Annotated in this window: 14 protein-coding genes and 1 riboswitch; of the genes, 4 read left to right on the plus strand and 10 right to left on the minus strand. The window is 63.8% G+C overall.

The features are described 5' to 3' along the window. Positions 1-49: 49 nt before the first annotated feature. Positions 50-258, minus strand: a riboswitch (cobalamin riboswitch). 155 nt (positions 259-413) lie between these two features. The 3 genes from C4Q27_RS22070 to lpxO all read right to left on the minus strand — a co-directional run bounded on the left by C4Q27_RS22070 (position 414) and on the right by lpxO (position 2,425). After that, positions 414-983 carry a GNAT family N-acetyltransferase gene (locus C4Q27_RS22070; RefSeq protein ID WP_049587612.1) on the minus strand — a complete coding sequence of 190 codons (570 nt, stop codon included), beginning with the start codon at positions 981-983 and terminating at the stop codon, positions 414-416. Positions 984-1,061: 78 nt separating this feature from the next. Beyond that, positions 1,062-1,406, minus strand: coding sequence for a carboxymuconolactone decarboxylase family protein (locus C4Q27_RS22075; RefSeq protein WP_014591592.1), 345 nt, complete (start codon positions 1,404-1,406; stop codon positions 1,062-1,064). Positions 1,407-1,525: 119 nt separating this feature from the next. Further along, positions 1,526-2,425, minus strand: a complete 900-nt coding sequence (gene lpxO / locus C4Q27_RS22080) for a lipid A hydroxylase LpxO (RefSeq protein WP_020193192.1) — start codon at positions 2,423-2,425, stop codon at positions 1,526-1,528. 157 nt (positions 2,426-2,582) lie between these two features. Between lpxO and thpR the strand changes: the two genes are divergently transcribed. Further along, positions 2,583-3,128: an RNA 2',3'-cyclic phosphodiesterase gene (gene thpR / locus C4Q27_RS22085; protein WP_064492446.1), complete on the plus strand. Its 546-nt coding sequence runs from the start codon at positions 2,583-2,585 to the stop codon at positions 3,126-3,128. A gap of 7 nt (positions 3,129-3,135) precedes the next feature. Here the strand turns inward: thpR and C4Q27_RS22090 are convergent, their stop codons facing one another. The 4 genes from C4Q27_RS22090 to C4Q27_RS22105 all read right to left on the minus strand — a co-directional run bounded on the left by C4Q27_RS22090 (position 3,136) and on the right by C4Q27_RS22105 (position 7,858). Further along, on the minus strand, positions 3,136-5,568 hold the full coding sequence (locus C4Q27_RS22090; protein ID WP_104887373.1) for a TonB-dependent receptor: 2,433 nt from the start codon (positions 5,566-5,568) through the stop codon (positions 3,136-3,138). Positions 5,569-5,658: 90 nt separating this feature from the next. After that, positions 5,659-6,636: a FecR family protein gene (locus C4Q27_RS22095; RefSeq protein WP_104887374.1), complete on the minus strand. Its 978-nt coding sequence runs from the start codon at positions 6,634-6,636 to the stop codon at positions 5,659-5,661. Beyond that, on the minus strand, positions 6,633-7,139 hold the full coding sequence (locus tag C4Q27_RS22100) for a sigma-70 family RNA polymerase sigma factor (protein WP_104887375.1): 507 nt from the start codon (positions 7,137-7,139) through the stop codon (positions 6,633-6,635). The genes C4Q27_RS22095 and C4Q27_RS22100 overlap by 4 nt, the downstream gene beginning before the upstream one ends. Positions 7,140-7,261: 122 nt before the next feature. Next, positions 7,262-7,858, minus strand: a complete 597-nt coding sequence (locus C4Q27_RS22105) for an NAD(P)H-dependent oxidoreductase (protein ID WP_104887376.1) — start codon at positions 7,856-7,858, stop codon at positions 7,262-7,264. Positions 7,859-7,949: 91 nt separating this feature from the next. Here C4Q27_RS22105 and C4Q27_RS22110 point away from each other — a divergent pair, with 91 nt between their 5' ends. Further along, positions 7,950-8,549 carry a TetR/AcrR family transcriptional regulator gene (locus C4Q27_RS22110; RefSeq protein WP_104887377.1) on the plus strand — a complete coding sequence of 200 codons (600 nt, stop codon included), beginning with the start codon at positions 7,950-7,952 and terminating at the stop codon, positions 8,547-8,549. A 44-nt stretch (positions 8,550-8,593) separates the two neighbouring features. Here the strand turns inward: C4Q27_RS22110 and C4Q27_RS22115 are convergent, their stop codons facing one another. Beyond that, complete coding sequence (locus C4Q27_RS22115; protein WP_064492452.1) at positions 8,594-9,499, minus strand: AraC family transcriptional regulator; 906 nt, start codon at positions 9,497-9,499, stop codon at positions 8,594-8,596. A 181-nt stretch (positions 9,500-9,680) separates the two neighbouring features. Here C4Q27_RS22115 and calA point away from each other — a divergent pair, with 181 nt between their 5' ends. Beyond that, the gene (gene calA / locus C4Q27_RS22120) at positions 9,681-10,733 is read left to right on the plus strand and encodes a vanillin reductase (RefSeq protein WP_010953379.1); all 1,053 of its coding nucleotides are present in this window, start codon (positions 9,681-9,683) and stop codon (positions 10,731-10,733) included. Between the two features lie 110 nt (positions 10,734-10,843). Here calA and C4Q27_RS22125 read toward each other — a convergent pair whose 3' ends face one another. Next, positions 10,844-12,160 (minus strand): hypothetical protein, encoded by a 1,317-nt coding sequence (locus C4Q27_RS22125; RefSeq protein ID WP_104887378.1) that lies wholly within the window; start codon positions 12,158-12,160, stop codon positions 10,844-10,846. A 206-nt stretch (positions 12,161-12,366) separates the two neighbouring features. On the opposite strand from C4Q27_RS22125, the gene C4Q27_RS22130 reads away from it, so the two are divergent. Next, positions 12,367-13,566 carry a sugar transporter gene (locus C4Q27_RS22130; RefSeq protein ID WP_104887379.1) on the plus strand — a complete coding sequence of 400 codons (1,200 nt, stop codon included), beginning with the start codon at positions 12,367-12,369 and terminating at the stop codon, positions 13,564-13,566. A gap of 39 nt (positions 13,567-13,605) precedes the next feature. Here the strand turns inward: C4Q27_RS22130 and C4Q27_RS22135 are convergent, their stop codons facing one another. Beyond that, the gene (locus C4Q27_RS22135) at positions 13,606-14,190 is read right to left on the minus strand and encodes a LysE family translocator (protein ID WP_064492455.1); all 585 of its coding nucleotides are present in this window, start codon (positions 14,188-14,190) and stop codon (positions 13,606-13,608) included. Positions 14,191-14,210 lie beyond the last annotated feature (20 nt).

The following is a 14,210-nucleotide window of genomic DNA, read 5'->3' on the forward strand; positions in this document are numbered from 1 at the left end:
TGCAGGCAGGCGCGCGCACGGATTCCGGCCTGCGCCCGCCCACCGCGGGTTGCCAAGTGAAGCTCCAGGCCGGTCTCCGGGCTTGCGAGGGGCATGAAACCTTCACCTTCCCATGCTTGAGCACAGTGGTATCTCGAAGGGTTCGCTCGCTTACCGTTGCGGGGGCAGCACCGGACTTGTCGTGGGCAACACGACGCACCGGTTTCCCGTTTCACCCTGCGCGCGGCGGCGCAGGGCACCTGAAACTGGCGCGCATCTGACCACTGAAATGCTGGGGCGTCAAATGTTGGCGTGCTGTGAATGCTGAGAAAAAACAACAGGTTGTGCGTTCTTGGGGTGCCGATACCCCTTTGGCAAGAACATCAGGCCCCAGCGTGATGAGCTTGCCGGGAAGGCAGGCTTGCCTGAGATGGCTAGCGCCCGCGGCGCCGCGATACCCGTGCCTCGATGTTCTTGCGCCCGATCAGCAGGGGTGGCTTTTCCACCACCGGCTCATCCGCCAGCCACTTGTACATCACCAGGCAGTCCACCAGCCCCAGGCGGGCATGACGGTAGGCCTTGGGCAAACGGCCGACTGTTTCAAAGCCCAGCTTGTGCCATAGCGCCACGGCCACTTCGTTGCTAGCTACCACCGAGTTGAACTGCAATGCCAGAAAGCCTTCCTGGCGCGCCAGCTTTTGCGAGTGTTCGCACATCAAGCGCGCTACGCCCCGGCCGCGCGCCTGTTCGCAGACCATGTAGCCGCAATTGCCCACATGCGCACCAGGCCCGGCAGCATTGGGCTTGAGGTAATACGAACCCAGTAGCTCGCCATCTTCTTCGGCCAGCAGCGTGTGCAAGGGCAGCTCCAGCCACAGCTGGCGCGCCTGTTCGAAGCTCAGGGCCGGGTCGAAAGCGTAGGTTTCACGGGCTTGGACAATGGCCTGGAAGGTGGGCCAGAAACGATCGAAATCGTCCGGCGTCATGGGGCGAATGTGGATCATGCGGGTTCCTGCGCGGGGTGAGCCGCTCAGTCTGGGTGGCGCGGCGCCGTCGCGCAAGGGCGGCGACGCCGTTTGTGCTCAACCGTTGGCCTTGCCCACCGCGTCCATTGCACGGGCGGAGTACACCAGCGCGGCACCGGCGTTCATGGCCACGGCCACGCCGAGGGCCTCGGCAATTTCCTCGCGGCTGGCACCCGCTTTGACGGCCTGCTGCGAATGCACGGCGATACAGCCGTCGCAGCGGGTGGTCACAGCCACGGCCAAGGAAATCAGCTCGCGGGTCTTGGCATCCAGGTGGTTGGTCTTGGCGCCTGCACCGCTGGCGGTCATGTAGCCGGCTACGGTGTCGGGTGAGAGTTGCTTGAGATCGCCGATGCCGGCCATCAACTGCTTACGGTAGGCGTCCCAGTCCATCATGCTCATCGTCTTCACCTTGGGGTGGTTGCGAGTGGAGCTTTCAGGCTAGTCGAAACGTGGCACGTGCGAGGCGGTACTTTGGTGGGTAAACGCAGGCCACTCGTACAGTGGCCTGCGTTGCGCCTTCAGATGTAGATGAACACCAGCACCAACGCCGCGACCACTGCCCATTTTTCCAGGTAGTAGCGCATGCGGTTGCGCTTCTTCAGCGCCTTGCCACGCTCGCGGATCTTGTAGATGCGGGTGAACAGGCGGTTGATGCCACCGGTCTTGTCGCTGGCGTCGTTGGGCGCAGCGGCAGCGGCCATCACGTTGCGGCTGAACCAGCGGTTGAACGCGGTTGCCCAGCGGTACTTGAGCGGGCGTTCGACGTCGCAGAACAGGATGATGCGGTTGTGCTCGGTGGTGTTGGCTGCATAGTGGATGTAGGTTTCGTCGAAGATCACCCCCTCACCATCGCGCCAGGCGTATTTCTCGCCGTCCACGTCGATGTAGCAGCCGTCGTCATTCGGCGTGTCCAGGCCCAGGTGGTAGCGGTACGAACCGGCATACGGGTCACGGTGGCGCACCAGCTTGGCTCCCGGAGGCAGGGTGGCGAACATGGCGGCCTTGACCGTGCCGATGCCTTGCAGCAGCTCGGTCGTGCGTGGGCAAAGGGCCATTGCCGACGGGTGGCTTTCGCCATACCACTTCAGGTAAAAGCGCTTCCAGCCGGTCTTGAAGAACGAGTTGAAACCGACGTCATCGTAATTGTCGGATTTCTTGATTTCGCCTACGTGCAGCAACTGGCGGCCTTCCTCACGGATCTCCTGCCAGTGGTCCTGCAGCGGTTTCAGTTCCGGAAAGGCCTCGACCGGCAGGTAGGGCTTGGCCGGGTGTTTGGAGAACAGGTACAGGAAGCTGTTGATCGGGGCCAGGAAGCTGGAGTGGTCGCCCAGCTGGCGAGTCAGCTTGTGGCGAACCCGACCGCGCAAGTGAACATAGGCGATCGAGAGGGCGAAGATAAGTACGAGTGCAATTTTCATGGACGTTTACTTGTCGAAAAATGGCCATGCGCCATGGCATGAGCCCGCCAGCATAAACAATCATGGGGGCAGTTTGTACTTATTGTTATGAAACTGCGGGGCGACATTGGTGTAATACCTACCGTCTTGCGCAAACGTTTCATGTCAGGGAGTTTGTATGGTTCAGGATATACGTCCCAGCGGTAGCCCGTTCAAGCGGCTGTTCTTCGCCTTGCCGGTCAGCGACGCCCAGCGCCGTGACCTGGCCCAGTGGCGGCGCGGGCTGAACCTGCGCAGCGGCAAGCCGGTGCCGACGGCCAACTTCCACGTCACGCTGCTGTTCCTCGGTGATGTAGATACCGCCCAGGTGCCTGCGATCTGTGCGGCAGTCGATCAACTGGCGCTGCCGGCCAGGGCACCGCGGCTTCTGCTTGACCGCTTGCAGGTGTGGCAGCGGGCCGGCGCGCTGGTGCTGGAGCCACAGCAGACACCGCCAGCCCTGTTGCAACTGGTGTACGGCTTGCAGCAGGCACTGCTGCCGTTGGGGGTGGAGGCGGCCAACCGTGAGTATCGGCCACACTTGACCCTGTCCAGGGATTACCGCGGGCAACCACCCGAGGCCAGCAGCGCGCCGGAGTTCTACCTCAGCGCGCGCCACTTCACGCTTTACGAGTCACGCAAGGGCGCTTACCGGCCCTTGGCGCAGTGGCCGCTGGCAGGCTGACCCAGGGTCAGAGTTGCGGGGTGTATTTCACCGTCAGCATGAAGTTGCGTGGCTCGCCATAGTTGTTGCTGCCATTGAGCTGGTTGAAGCCTGCAACCCAGTACTTCTTGTCGAACAGGTTGTTGGCGTTGACGGCAAGGTTCACTTCGGGGGTTAGCTGGTACGCCAGGCGTGCGCTCCACACGGTATAGCCAGGCACGGTATAGGTACGCTCGTAGCCGAGGGTGTGGCTCTGGGTGGTGAAGCCCAGGCCGGTGCTCCAGCGCTGGCCGTCCAGTGGCAGGGTGTAATCGGCCCATGCACGCAGCATGTGCTTGGGTGTCCACTGGCTGAAGGTGCGGCCTTTCTCGTCAGGGTCATCGAGGAACTTGGTGGTGTTGTAGGTGTAGCCTGCGAACAGCTGCAGGCCACTCAGCACTTCGCCGCTGATTTCGGCTTCAACGCCTTGGCTGCGCACCTTGCCCGCTGCGGTGGAGCAGTACCAGTCATCGCAGGCGAAGCCCGAGGCTACGTCGGTGACGGCGCGGTTTTCCTGGTCGTAGCGAAACAGTGCGATCGAGGCGTTGACCCGGCCGTCGAGGAGTTCGCCCTTCAGGCCCGTTTCGTAGTTGCTGCCGATCACCGGTTTGAGCGGCGCATTGCCCACGGCGCGTTCGGTTTGCGGTACAAACACGTCGGTGTAGCTAGCGTACCAGGCCCATTCGCGGGTCAGGTCGTAGACAAAGCCGGCATAAGGGGTGACTTGGCCCGTTTCGGTCATGCGGCTGGTGGGGTAGCGGGTACCGGAGTCGGTCAGGCTCTCGAAGTCGATCGAATCCCAGCTGTAGTCGAACCAGCTGACACGCGTGCCGAGGATCAAGGTCAGATCCTGGGTAGGCTTGATGCGCCAGGCGCCATACAGGCCCTTCTGGCGGATGTCGTAGCTGGCCCTGTTGGAGCGTGCAGCTTCGCCATCGAATACGCTGTCGCGGCTGGGCTCCGGGCGGTCATGGTCGATATCGAAGATGTTGCCGCCGGCGTCGAAGTTGCGCCAATAGGCGTCATCCGAGGTCAGTTTGGAGTAGTTGCCTCCCACGGTGATTTCGTGGGCCAGGGGACCGGTGTTGAAGTGGCCCACCACGTTCATGTCCAGGCCCAGCTTGGTCGAGTGAAAATCGGTGAGCCAGTCGGCGTAGGTGATGCCGCTGCCGTCAGGCGCAACGCCCTGGCGGGTGCTCTGCACGCGCTGGTGGGTGGATGTGTTGGTTTCATCCATGCGTACGGCTGCGGCCTTGAAGGTCCAGTCATCGTTGAAGCGGTGCTCAAGGTCCAGGTAGTACGTGGTGACGTCGGTTTCTGCGCGGCTCCAGCGGGCGCCGGTGTAAGTCGAACGCGGCAGGTCGACCGGTTTGCCACTGGCGTAGCGTGGGAGGCCGCGCAGCATCGGCCGGGACTGCTGACGGTTGTAGCTTATGCCGCCGCCCACTGTCGTCGCATCGGTCAGGTCGATGTCCAGCGCACCGTACAGCGAATGGTTTTTGCTCCAGACATAGTCGATGAAGCTGTCGCTTTGGTCCTCGTCAGCGACAAGCCGCCCGCGAACACGGCCGTCGGTCGTCAGCGGGCCGCCGGCATCCAGCTGCAGGCCATAGTGGTCCCAGGAGCCAGCTTTGCCTGTCAGCGTAACGGCCGGCACCGTTTGGCCACGCTTGCGCACCAGGTTGATTGCGCCACCTGGGCTGCCGGTGCCTTGCAACAGGCCCGAAGCACCGCGCAGCACTTCCACCCGGTCGAAGAACACCAGGTCCTGGGTTGCCCAGTTGCCCAGCGAATAGTTGTTTCGCGGGATCGGCACACCGTCGTATTGCCAGTCATCAATCTGAAAACCACGCGAGGTCACGACCACGCCAGGGCCAATGCCCTGCGCGCCGACAATGCCTGTGGTGTGGTTAAGCGCGTCCTGCAAGTCGGTGATGCCCTGGTCATCCAGTTGCTTGCGCGTGATGACGGTGACCGACTGGGGAATCTCCTTGAGGGTGTGCGTGCCTTTGCCCAGGGTCACCGCGCGGGCGGCATACGACCCGGTGCCTTCGCTGGTTGCGTCCACATAGTTGTCGGTGATGCTGGTGCTGCCCAGCTCCATGACGTCGCTGCCCAGGTTGCCGGGCGCCACACTGAAATGGCCCTCGGCGGAAACCCGCAACTGCAAGCCGCTACCGGCCAGCGCAGCTTGCATGGCCTGCTCGGCACTCATCTGGCCGACCACGGCAGGTGCCTGCTTGCCGTGCACCAGTGCTGGCTCCAGCGCGATGATGTGGCCGCTCTGGCTGGCGATGCGGTTGAGCGTGTGAGCCAGGCTGGCGGGTGGCAGGTCGAACACTTGGGTTTGCGCCTGGGCAAGCACGTTGAAGCTGGCCAGGGCAGCGACCAGGGGCAGGGCGCGGGGCAAGGGGTTGTACACGGATTACTCCCGAATGAAGTGGCTGTCAGGAGGTATGTGGGATGAGCAAAGAAAACTTGCCACGATTGCGAATGATTTTGATAAATATTTCTATCTGGCGGAGTTCAGGTCGATCAACATCAGCCACGGGCCATAGCGCTCCACGCTGATTGGAAGGGCCTCGGCCAAGGCCTTGAACGCCTGCTGTGGCTGGTCCAGAGGAAATACGCCCTGCACCCGCAGATCGCGTGCCGCGGGGGCGAGCCGGATGTAGCCGCGCTGGTAGGGGCGCAGCGCGTCGACCACCACATGCAGAGGCTGGTCGAGGACCTCCAGGCGGCCCTCCAGCCATGCAGCACGTTGCTGTTGCTCGCCTGTCAGGCGCTCAATGGTGTTGTTCCGTAGCAGGGCAGCCTGCCCTTGCTGCAGCTCCGCCCACTGTCCATTGGCCAGACTGGCGCGGACGCTGTGCTGCAGTACCACAACACGTGTGGCGTCCTGCTCCTGGCTGACCAGAAACCGCGTCCCCAACGCCTGCACTTGCCCTTGCGCGGTGCGCACGCGCAAGGGGCGCAACGGATCGCGCGCAACCTGGATCAGCAACTCGCCGTGACGCAGCACCAGAAGGCGCTGCCCGGCATCGAACTGCACGTCGACCGCACTGGCACTGTTCAGGCTCAGGCGGCTGCCGTCTGCCAAGGTAAAACTGCGCCGCTCGCCACGGCCCGTGTGCAAATCGGCCAGCCAGCCCTGGGTGGTGTCGCTGCGCCAACCACCCCACAGCGCCGCGCCGAACAGCCCCAGACTGGCCATGGCGCCAAGTACGTCACGCCGTGAGCGAGTAGGCTGCATCAGCAATCGGCGTGCCTCTGCTGCTTGGCCAGGGGCCCGCTGATCCAGGGCGAGCAACGCGGCGAACGGATGGCCAAGGCGTTGCTCCAGGCGGTTCCAGGCCTGTTGGTGAGCGGGGTCTTGCTGCAGCCACAGCCTGACCCGTTGCAGCAGCGCCGGGTCAGGCGTAGCGGCCCTGAGCTCCACCATCCAGTCGATGGCCTGCTCGCTGACCCGGTCCAGAGCAGGCCTGCTCATGGCTGCACTTCGCACAGGTAACATTGGCGCAGCGCCTGTTTCATGTAGCGGCTGACAGAGCGTTCACTGATCTGCAGCTTTGCCGCGATGTCGGCGTAGTGCATGCCGTCGAGCTGGCTGTAGAGGAAGGTGGCTTTGACGACTGCCGGCAAGCCGTCCAGTGCCTGATCGATGTTCACCAGGGCCTCGATCAGCAGCAGTTGCTCCTCGGCCGATGGCGCTACGGCCTCAGGCAGCCGTGCCAGGTGTTCCAGGTAGGCCTGCTCGAGCTGGCGACGGCGATGGCGGTCGAAGATCAGCCGACGGGCGATGACGGTAAGGTAGGCGCGAGGCTGCAGGATGCTGTCCGGGTCGACACGTGCGCCGAGCATCTGGCAGAACGTTTCGGCGGCGGTGTCCTCTGCGTCGGCGTGGTTGCGCAGGCGTTTCTGGATGTGCTGGAGCAACCAGCGATGGTGGTCGCTGAAGAAAAAGCCCAGTTTACGGGTCGATGTGCTGTCCAACGCCTGGCTTCCGGTTGTGAGTGTGAATCGTTCTCAATGGTAGCCGGGTCGTCTGATTTCCTGCAATGGGGTGGCTTGCAGAACCGAGGCTGCCGCTACCTGAGTAGCGGCACTGTGCCGGTTCAGGCTGCGGCCTGGCAATCTGCAAACAGTTTTTTGCCCAAAGCGTGTGCGTGGTGCAAGTGGGGAAGTTGGTCAGCCCCTTCGCTGTCATCCAGCAATGTGGAACTGAGTACTTCTGCGCCGCAATAGTCGAAGATGCCGTGCTCGATCTGCACGCGCATCGCCTCGCCATAGCCATGCCGGTCGAAGGTGCCTGTATCGGCACCTGCAATGCCGACCAGGTGAACCTTCATGCCGCGCAATTTCTTGACCGTGGTGCCCCCTTCATAGTCGAACGCCCAGCCGTTGCTGAATACCCGCTCGACCCACCCCTTGAGCAAGGCCGGCAGCGACCACCAGTAGATCGGATAGACCAGCACCAGGGCATCGGCGCGCTCGATGCGTGCCTGCTCGTTGAGTACATCGGCCGGCGGTGCTGCCAGCCGGCGGTGCACGGCATGGTCTGCCAGGCTGAAGCGGGGGTCGAAGCCTTCGCTGGCCAGGTCGGCGATTTCGCTGCTGTGGCCGACGCTGGCCAGGCCGTCGGCAACCTGCCGGGCCAGCGCGTGGGTGAGGGATTGCGGGTCATGGTGACCGACGACGATCAGAGCGTGCATGGTGGCTCTCCATTCAAGGATGCAGGGTAGCCTGAAGCGTTATATACTCCAGGTAAGTTACGATTAGTAAGTTACTTTTGGTAGGTAATCGATGTCAAGCGATCATCAAGCACGTTCCCGCAAGCGCCTGAGCCGCGACGACCGACGCAGGCAGTTGCTGGATATGGCCTGGCAATTGGTGCGGGAGGAGGGTACCGATGCCTTGAGCCTGGGCCGCCTGGCCGAACAGGCGGGGGTGACCAAGCCGGTGGTCTACGACCATTTCGAGACCCGCAACGGGCTGCTGGTGGCGCTGTATCAGGAATACGATGCGCGTCAGTCGCAGATGCTGGCGCGAGCCTTGGCCAGCTGTGAAGCCAGCCTGGCCAGCCGCGCCCGGGTGATCGCCGAGGCCTACGTGGACTGCGTAATGAGCCAGGGCCGGGAGATACCTGGAGTGTCGGCAGCGCTGGCCGGGTCGCCGGAAATGGAGGCGCTGAAGCGGGCGTACGAGCAGCCGTTCCTGGACAAGTGCCGCGAAGCCTTGGCCGGGTTTTCGCCCAGCGGCAATGTAGGGGTTGCCGGCATGCGCCTGCTGGTGGGGGCAGCGGATGCACTGTCCCAGGCGGCTGCAGCAGGGGAACTGGAGGCCGGGCAGGCCAAGGCTGAGCTCAAGGCCGCAATTATCGCCATGGTCGAACGGCAAACATGAAGCGCCGACCACTGTGTGTGGGCATGCTTGATAAACTGGCTTCGCTACACAGGCAAGCTCTGATAGGGCTGTTCATCCCCCGGGCTGCGTTCGAACTGGCGCTTGTACTCGCGGCTGAACTGCGAGGTGCTCTGATAGCCCACCCGGTGCGCAGCCTGTGCCACGCCCAGGCCTTCGCCAATCAGCATTTGCTGCGCCTTGAGTAGCCGCAAGCGCTTCAGGTACTGCATCGGCGCCATGTCGGTGCAGCGCTTGAAGTGTTCATGGAAGGTCGAAACGCTCATGTTGGCCCGCGCGGCCAGTGCCTCCACGCTCAGCGGCTCGGCGTAGTGCTCGCGCAGGTGGGCGAGGGCGGCGCCGATGCGGGCGAAGTGCCCCTGTTGCTCCACCAGTGCCCGCAAAACACCGGCCTGCGGGCCGCGCAGCGCGGTATACAGCACCTCGCGTACGCGCGCCGGGCCCAGTACCTTGGCGTCAAGCGGGTCGTGCAGGCAGTGCAGCAGCCGTTCCACACTTTCGCGCATGGGTGCATCCAGTGCCGCCGAGGTCATCGATTGCGGGGTTTGCGCCTGCACTTCAGCGTCCGGTGCCAAGCCCATGCTCTGCACCAACTCGCCCAGCACGCCACGGTCGATGCCCACCGCCACGCCCAGCAATGGCGCGTCAGGGGTGGCGAAGGTTTCGCACATGAACGGCACCGACAACGCCTGCACCAGGTAATGCCCGGCGCCGTACTCCAGGGTGCGAGGCCCCAGGCGCGCCAGTTTGCTGCCCTGGGCCAGGATCATGAGGCTGGGTTCGTAGATCTGTGGGCTGCTGGCCACATAGTGGTCCCAGCTCAGCACCTGCACCTGGGGCAGGAGGGTGGGCACGAAGCCCGGGCGCGTGGTGAGGCTGCGGATCAGTGAGCAGAGCGGCGCATTGGCATCGACGTGACGGGTCAGTTGCATGGTGGACCAGGGGCAGAGAATCAGACAGCTTGATCATCGCAGATTGAGGGCGTGGCGCCAGCCATGGCTTGGCATCTTCGTAGAATCAGGCATGCATGCCGGAGAATCAGCCGTGGGCGAGGCGGCGAACGACGCGCAGAATGCGTCGCCTGAATCGTTTCACTTCACTGCGAGGCCCTGCATGTATACCGCCATCGGTTATGCCGCTCAAACCCCCACCAGCCCCCTGGCTCCCATGACGTTCCAACGCCGCAGCCCGCGCCCGGATGACGTCGCCATCGACATCCTGTACTGCGGCGTGTGCCACTCCGACATCCACCAGGCGCGCAACGAATGGGGCATTGCCGTGTACCCGCTGATGCCGGGCCACGAGATCATCGGCCGGGTCACGGCGGTGGGCGACAAGGTCACCGCGCACAAGGTCGGTGACCTGGTGGGCGTCGGCTGCATGGTCGACTCGTGCCGTACCTGTGAAGCCTGCGCCAAGGACCTGGAGCAATATTGCCTCGAAGGCCCGACCATGACCTACGCCACCCCGGACCGGGTCGACGGCAGCAACACCATGGGGGGGTACTCCAGCAGCATCGTGGTCAGCGAGCACTTCGTGGTGCGCATACCGGCCGGCATGGACCTGCCCAGCGCTGCACCTATTCTGTGTGCCGGCATCACCACCTATTCGCCGCTCAAGCACCACGGCGTTGGCCCAGGCCACAAGATCGGCATCCTCGGCATGGGCGGCCTGGGTCACATGGGCATCAAACTGGCCAAGGCCCTGGGTGCGGAAGTGACCCTGTTCACGCGCTCCCAAGCCAAGGCCGAGGAAGCGCGCCGCCAGGGGGCCGACCATGTGATTGTCTCCACTGATGCCGAGCAGATGCGCGCCGCTGCCGGCCGTTTCGATTTCCTGCTCGACACCATTCCGGTGCAGCACGACCTCAACCCGTACCTGGAAACGCTGAAGTTCGACGGTGTGCACATCCTGGTCGGCCTGATCGAACCGATCGACCCGGCATTGCACGCGGCCAACCTGGTGATGAAGCGCCGGGTGCTGGCGGGGTCGTTGATCGGGGGGATTGCCGAGACTCAGGAAGTGCTGGACTTCTGCGCCGAGCACGACATCCGTTGCGATATCGAGATGCTGGACATCCGCAACATCAACCAGGCCTATGAGCGGATGATTGCCGGTGATGTGAAGTACCGGTTCGTGATCGACATGGCCACGCTACAGGGCTGATTGATCGGTTGCCTGTACGGGCCTCTTCGCGGGCAAGCCCGCTCCTACACAGGGGTGATGTAGGGCTTGCGCACGGTGGGGCCCGTACAGGCAGCAACGATGCAGCCGTTTTACCAGGCCATTGGCTTGTCCCAGCCCTTCCAGAACAACCATCGCCGCACCTCGCTGTGCGCCCCGGTACCGATCTGCCACTCGGGCCGCCCGCTATCCAGCGCAATCACCGAAATAACCCCCGCATGGCTCGCCGCCACCAGCGTTTGCCCGTCGGCGCTGATATCCATCGCACTGATGGTCGAGCCCAGGTAATGCTGCCAATGCTCCGTACCCTCTTCGCCAAACGCCCGCAGGTAGCCATAAGCATCCCCTACGATGTACTCGCCATTGCGCGCAACCCCCGCATACACCCTTGCGCCATCCTGCACCAGCGGGGTACGCGGGTCCTGGCTGTAGTAATCGGTATCCAGCCCGTGCAGGTCTGCCACCCTCACGGCCAGCGTGGCACCGCTGTAGAAATGGCAGGCATTGACGATCAACTGGTCCCCCGCGCGGTTGAACAAGGCAAAGTGCGGGTATTCACTGCCCGGGCCGATGTGCGCCAGCGGCTTGAGTCGTTCGTCCAGAACAAGATGTCGGCTGCCTTGCTCACCCACGACGATCAGCCGGCCATCCGCCGACACCGCACCATGCTCCATGCTCAGCCCCAGGCTGATGTCGTCCGGGTCGGTGCCCTCGGCCAGCTCTTCGAGCACGCGTGCCTGCTGTGGCAGCAGGCGAGTCGCACCTTGAGTGGCCAGCACGAAGATACCTTCGGCGCTCACCAGCAGTACTCGCTGGCCATCGGGGAAGGGGATCAGCGCGGTCGGTGTGGGCGGCAGGTCGAACGGCTCGAACGGGTAACCTGGCGGCAACCCCTCCAGCCCCGTGGGCCAGGCCAGGCGTTGCACTTGCGGGCCGCCCCAGCCATCGGTCACACGCACGCCCTCGGCATTGGCCAGGGCGAAGTAGCGCCGCGCGGGGCAGCGGCCAAAGTGTTCGATGCCGATGACCGGGGTTACCCCATGGTGGTCGATACGCACCACCTGGCCCTTGTCGTAAGGCATGCCGATGCGGGCCAGCAGGCTGCCATCTTCCAGCAGCAGGACATGGCTGATGCCTTGGCCGTGGTCTTCGAGCAACGGTATCAAGGGGTGGTGTGCGGGTGGCCAGGCCTTGCGGAATGCCTGGCGCTGCGGTTCGTCGACGCCAGGGCGGTTGGCTGCCTGCAGGGCTGCCAGCCAGGCATCGAGCAGGTGTTCGGTGGCGGGTGCCTGCGGCTCTTCGAGGTTGTCCCAGCCGTGCACACGGCCCTGCGCGACGTAGTCGTTGACGGCCTGGGCATAGGCGATGACTGCCTGCTGCCACTGCTGCTGGGGGTGTTGCTTGTCCATGAGCGGATCGGGCTCCTTGTTGCACACGCGTTTCACACAAAGCGCGCATGGTACTCCTTCTGCCTGCCTTGCGGTTGTGAGGCCCCAGCTTGGCGCGTACCATGCCGGGCATTCCTATCCATAACAAAAACGTACGTTGGCAGCCCTGCAAGCGGGTGGCTGGCGTGCGACCTGTTGCCTTGTCTGCGGAGAAGCGGTTTCCACCCATGAACGGACCCATACCCACTCACCTGCCGCCCACAACGGGCAGCGGCAGCTGGCTGAGCGTCATCGCCCTGGCCTTGGCGGCCTTCATTTTCAACACCACCGAGTTCGTCCCGGTGGCGCTGCTCAGTGACATTGGCCGCAGCTTCGACATGAGCACTGCCCAGGTCGGCCTGATGCTGACCATCTATGCCTGGATCGTGGCGCTGGCCTCGTTGCCCATGATGTTGCTGACCCGCAACATCGAACGGCGGCGTCTGCTGCTGTTCGTGTTCCTGGTGTTCGTTGTCAGCCACTTGCTGTCCTGGCTTTCGCAAAGCTTCGCCATGCTGCTGGTCAGCCGCATCGGCATTGCCCTGGCGCATGCGGTGTTCTGGTCCATCACCGCTTCGCTGGCGGTGCGTGTGGCGCCGCCGGGCCAGCAGGCCAAGGCGCTGGGCCTGCTGGCCACCGGTACTACCCTGGCCATGGTCCTGGGCATCCCGCTGGGCCGTGTGGTGGGCGAGGCACTGGGCTGGCGCATCACGTTCCTGAGCATTGCCGGGGTAGCGCTAGCCGCCATGCTGTGCCTGATGAAATCGCTGCCGCTGCTGCCCAGCCAGAACTCCGGTTCGTTGCGCAGCCTGCCGGTTCTGTTCAAGCGCCCGGCACTGGTCATTACCTACTTGCTGGTAACGCTGGTCATTACCGCGCAGTTCACGGCCTACAGCTATATCGAGCCGTTCGCCCTGCACGTAGCGCAGATCGGCGGCGACCGCACCACGCTGTTGCTGCTGTTGTTCGGCGGTGCCGGGGTTTTTGGTTCGTTGTTGTTCAGCCGTTACAGCGAACGCTTCCCGCATGGCTTCCTGGTGGGTTCGATCGGGGTACTCGCCGCGTGCCTGTTGCTGATGTTGCCGCTGTCGGGCAACTTCTATGTGTTCGCAGTGCTGAGCATGTTCTGGGGCGTGGCAGTTCTCAGCTTCAGCCTGGCGCTGCAGTCCAAGACCCTGAAGCTGGCGTCCGACGCCACCGATGTGGCCATGGCGCTGTTCTCGGGTATCTACAACATCGGCATTGGCGGTGGTGCGCTGCTCGGCAGTATCGTCAGCAGCCAGATGAACGTGGCGGATATCGGCCTAGTGGGCGGCAGCGTGGCAGTGGTCGGGCTGGTACTGGCCGTTGCCAGTACCCGGCGCTTTCGCGAGGCGTTGACACGTTGAGCCGAGGCCGCTCAGGCCCCTTGCCAGTCAAGCAGAGACTCAGGCCAATACTGCAGCCCATGCTGATATCAACAAAACCCCCGCCAATACCTGGTTGAACACCCGCAATCGCCCCGGTGCCTGCAGCCACCGGGCGCTCCCCACCCCCAACACCGCCCAGGCGGCCATGCTCGGCAGAGCGATCAGCAAGAACACCAGCGCCAGCTGCCACACGGGCAACGACGGCGCGGCAAATACCCCGACCACCGCCACGGCCATCAACCACACCTTGGGGTTCACCACCTGCAACGAGGCCGCACTGAGCGCACTGAAGCCTTGTGCCGTGGCCGCGTGGAGCGGGGCGGCGGCACTGCGCAGCATCTTCCACGCCAGGCTGCTCAGCCACAGCACCCCGGCCCAGCTCATCAGCTGTTGCGCCAAGGGGTAGCGCAGCAGCAGTTCGCCCAGCCCCAGCCCGACGAGCAGCACAATGGAGGCAGCCGCGCCACACGCCGCCACGATCGGCGCCAGGCTTGCGCGCAGGCCCCGGCGGGCGCCATGGGCCAGGATCAACAGGTTGGTCGGCCCCGGGCTGATACTGGACACCAGGGCAAACAGAATGAAGGGCAACAGCGACTCAGACATGGTTCATGGGCTCCGTAACA

This window comes from Pseudomonas sp. SWI36 (genome assembly GCF_002948105.1).
GTDB lineage: Bacteria > Pseudomonadota > Gammaproteobacteria > Pseudomonadales > Pseudomonadaceae > Aquipseudomonas > Aquipseudomonas alloputida.

Bases quoted from the DNA above. Each gene is read 5' to 3' on its own strand.
- C4Q27_RS22070 (WP_049587612.1), bottom strand. From the start codon at position 983: ATGATCCACATTCGCCCCATGACGCCGGACGATTTCGATCGTTTCTGG.
- C4Q27_RS22130 (WP_104887379.1), top strand. From the start codon at position 12,367: ATGAACGGACCCATACCCACTCACCTGCCGCCCACAACGGGCAGCGGC.
- C4Q27_RS22125 (WP_104887378.1), bottom strand. From the start codon at position 12,160: ATGGACAAGCAACACCCCCAGCAGCAGTGGCAGCAGGCAGTCATCGCC.
- C4Q27_RS22075 (WP_014591592.1), bottom strand. From the start codon at position 1,406: ATGAGCATGATGGACTGGGACGCCTACCGTAAGCAGTTGATGGCCGGC.
- C4Q27_RS22105 (WP_104887376.1), bottom strand. From the start codon at position 7,858: ATGCACGCTCTGATCGTCGTCGGTCACCATGACCCGCAATCCCTCACC.
- C4Q27_RS22095 (WP_104887374.1), bottom strand. From the start codon at position 6,636: ATGAGCAGGCCTGCTCTGGACCGGGTCAGCGAGCAGGCCATCGACTGG.
- C4Q27_RS22110 (WP_104887377.1), top strand. From the start codon at position 7,950: ATGTCAAGCGATCATCAAGCACGTTCCCGCAAGCGCCTGAGCCGCGAC.
- lpxO (WP_020193192.1), bottom strand. From the start codon at position 2,425: ATGAAAATTGCACTCGTACTTATCTTCGCCCTCTCGATCGCCTATGTT.
- C4Q27_RS22135 (WP_064492455.1), bottom strand. From the start codon at position 14,190: ATGTCTGAGTCGCTGTTGCCCTTCATTCTGTTTGCCCTGGTGTCCAGT.
- thpR (WP_064492446.1), top strand. From the start codon at position 2,583: ATGGTTCAGGATATACGTCCCAGCGGTAGCCCGTTCAAGCGGCTGTTC.
- calA (WP_010953379.1), top strand. From the start codon at position 9,681: ATGTATACCGCCATCGGTTATGCCGCTCAAACCCCCACCAGCCCCCTG.
- C4Q27_RS22115 (WP_064492452.1), bottom strand. From the start codon at position 9,499: ATGCAACTGACCCGTCACGTCGATGCCAATGCGCCGCTCTGCTCACTG.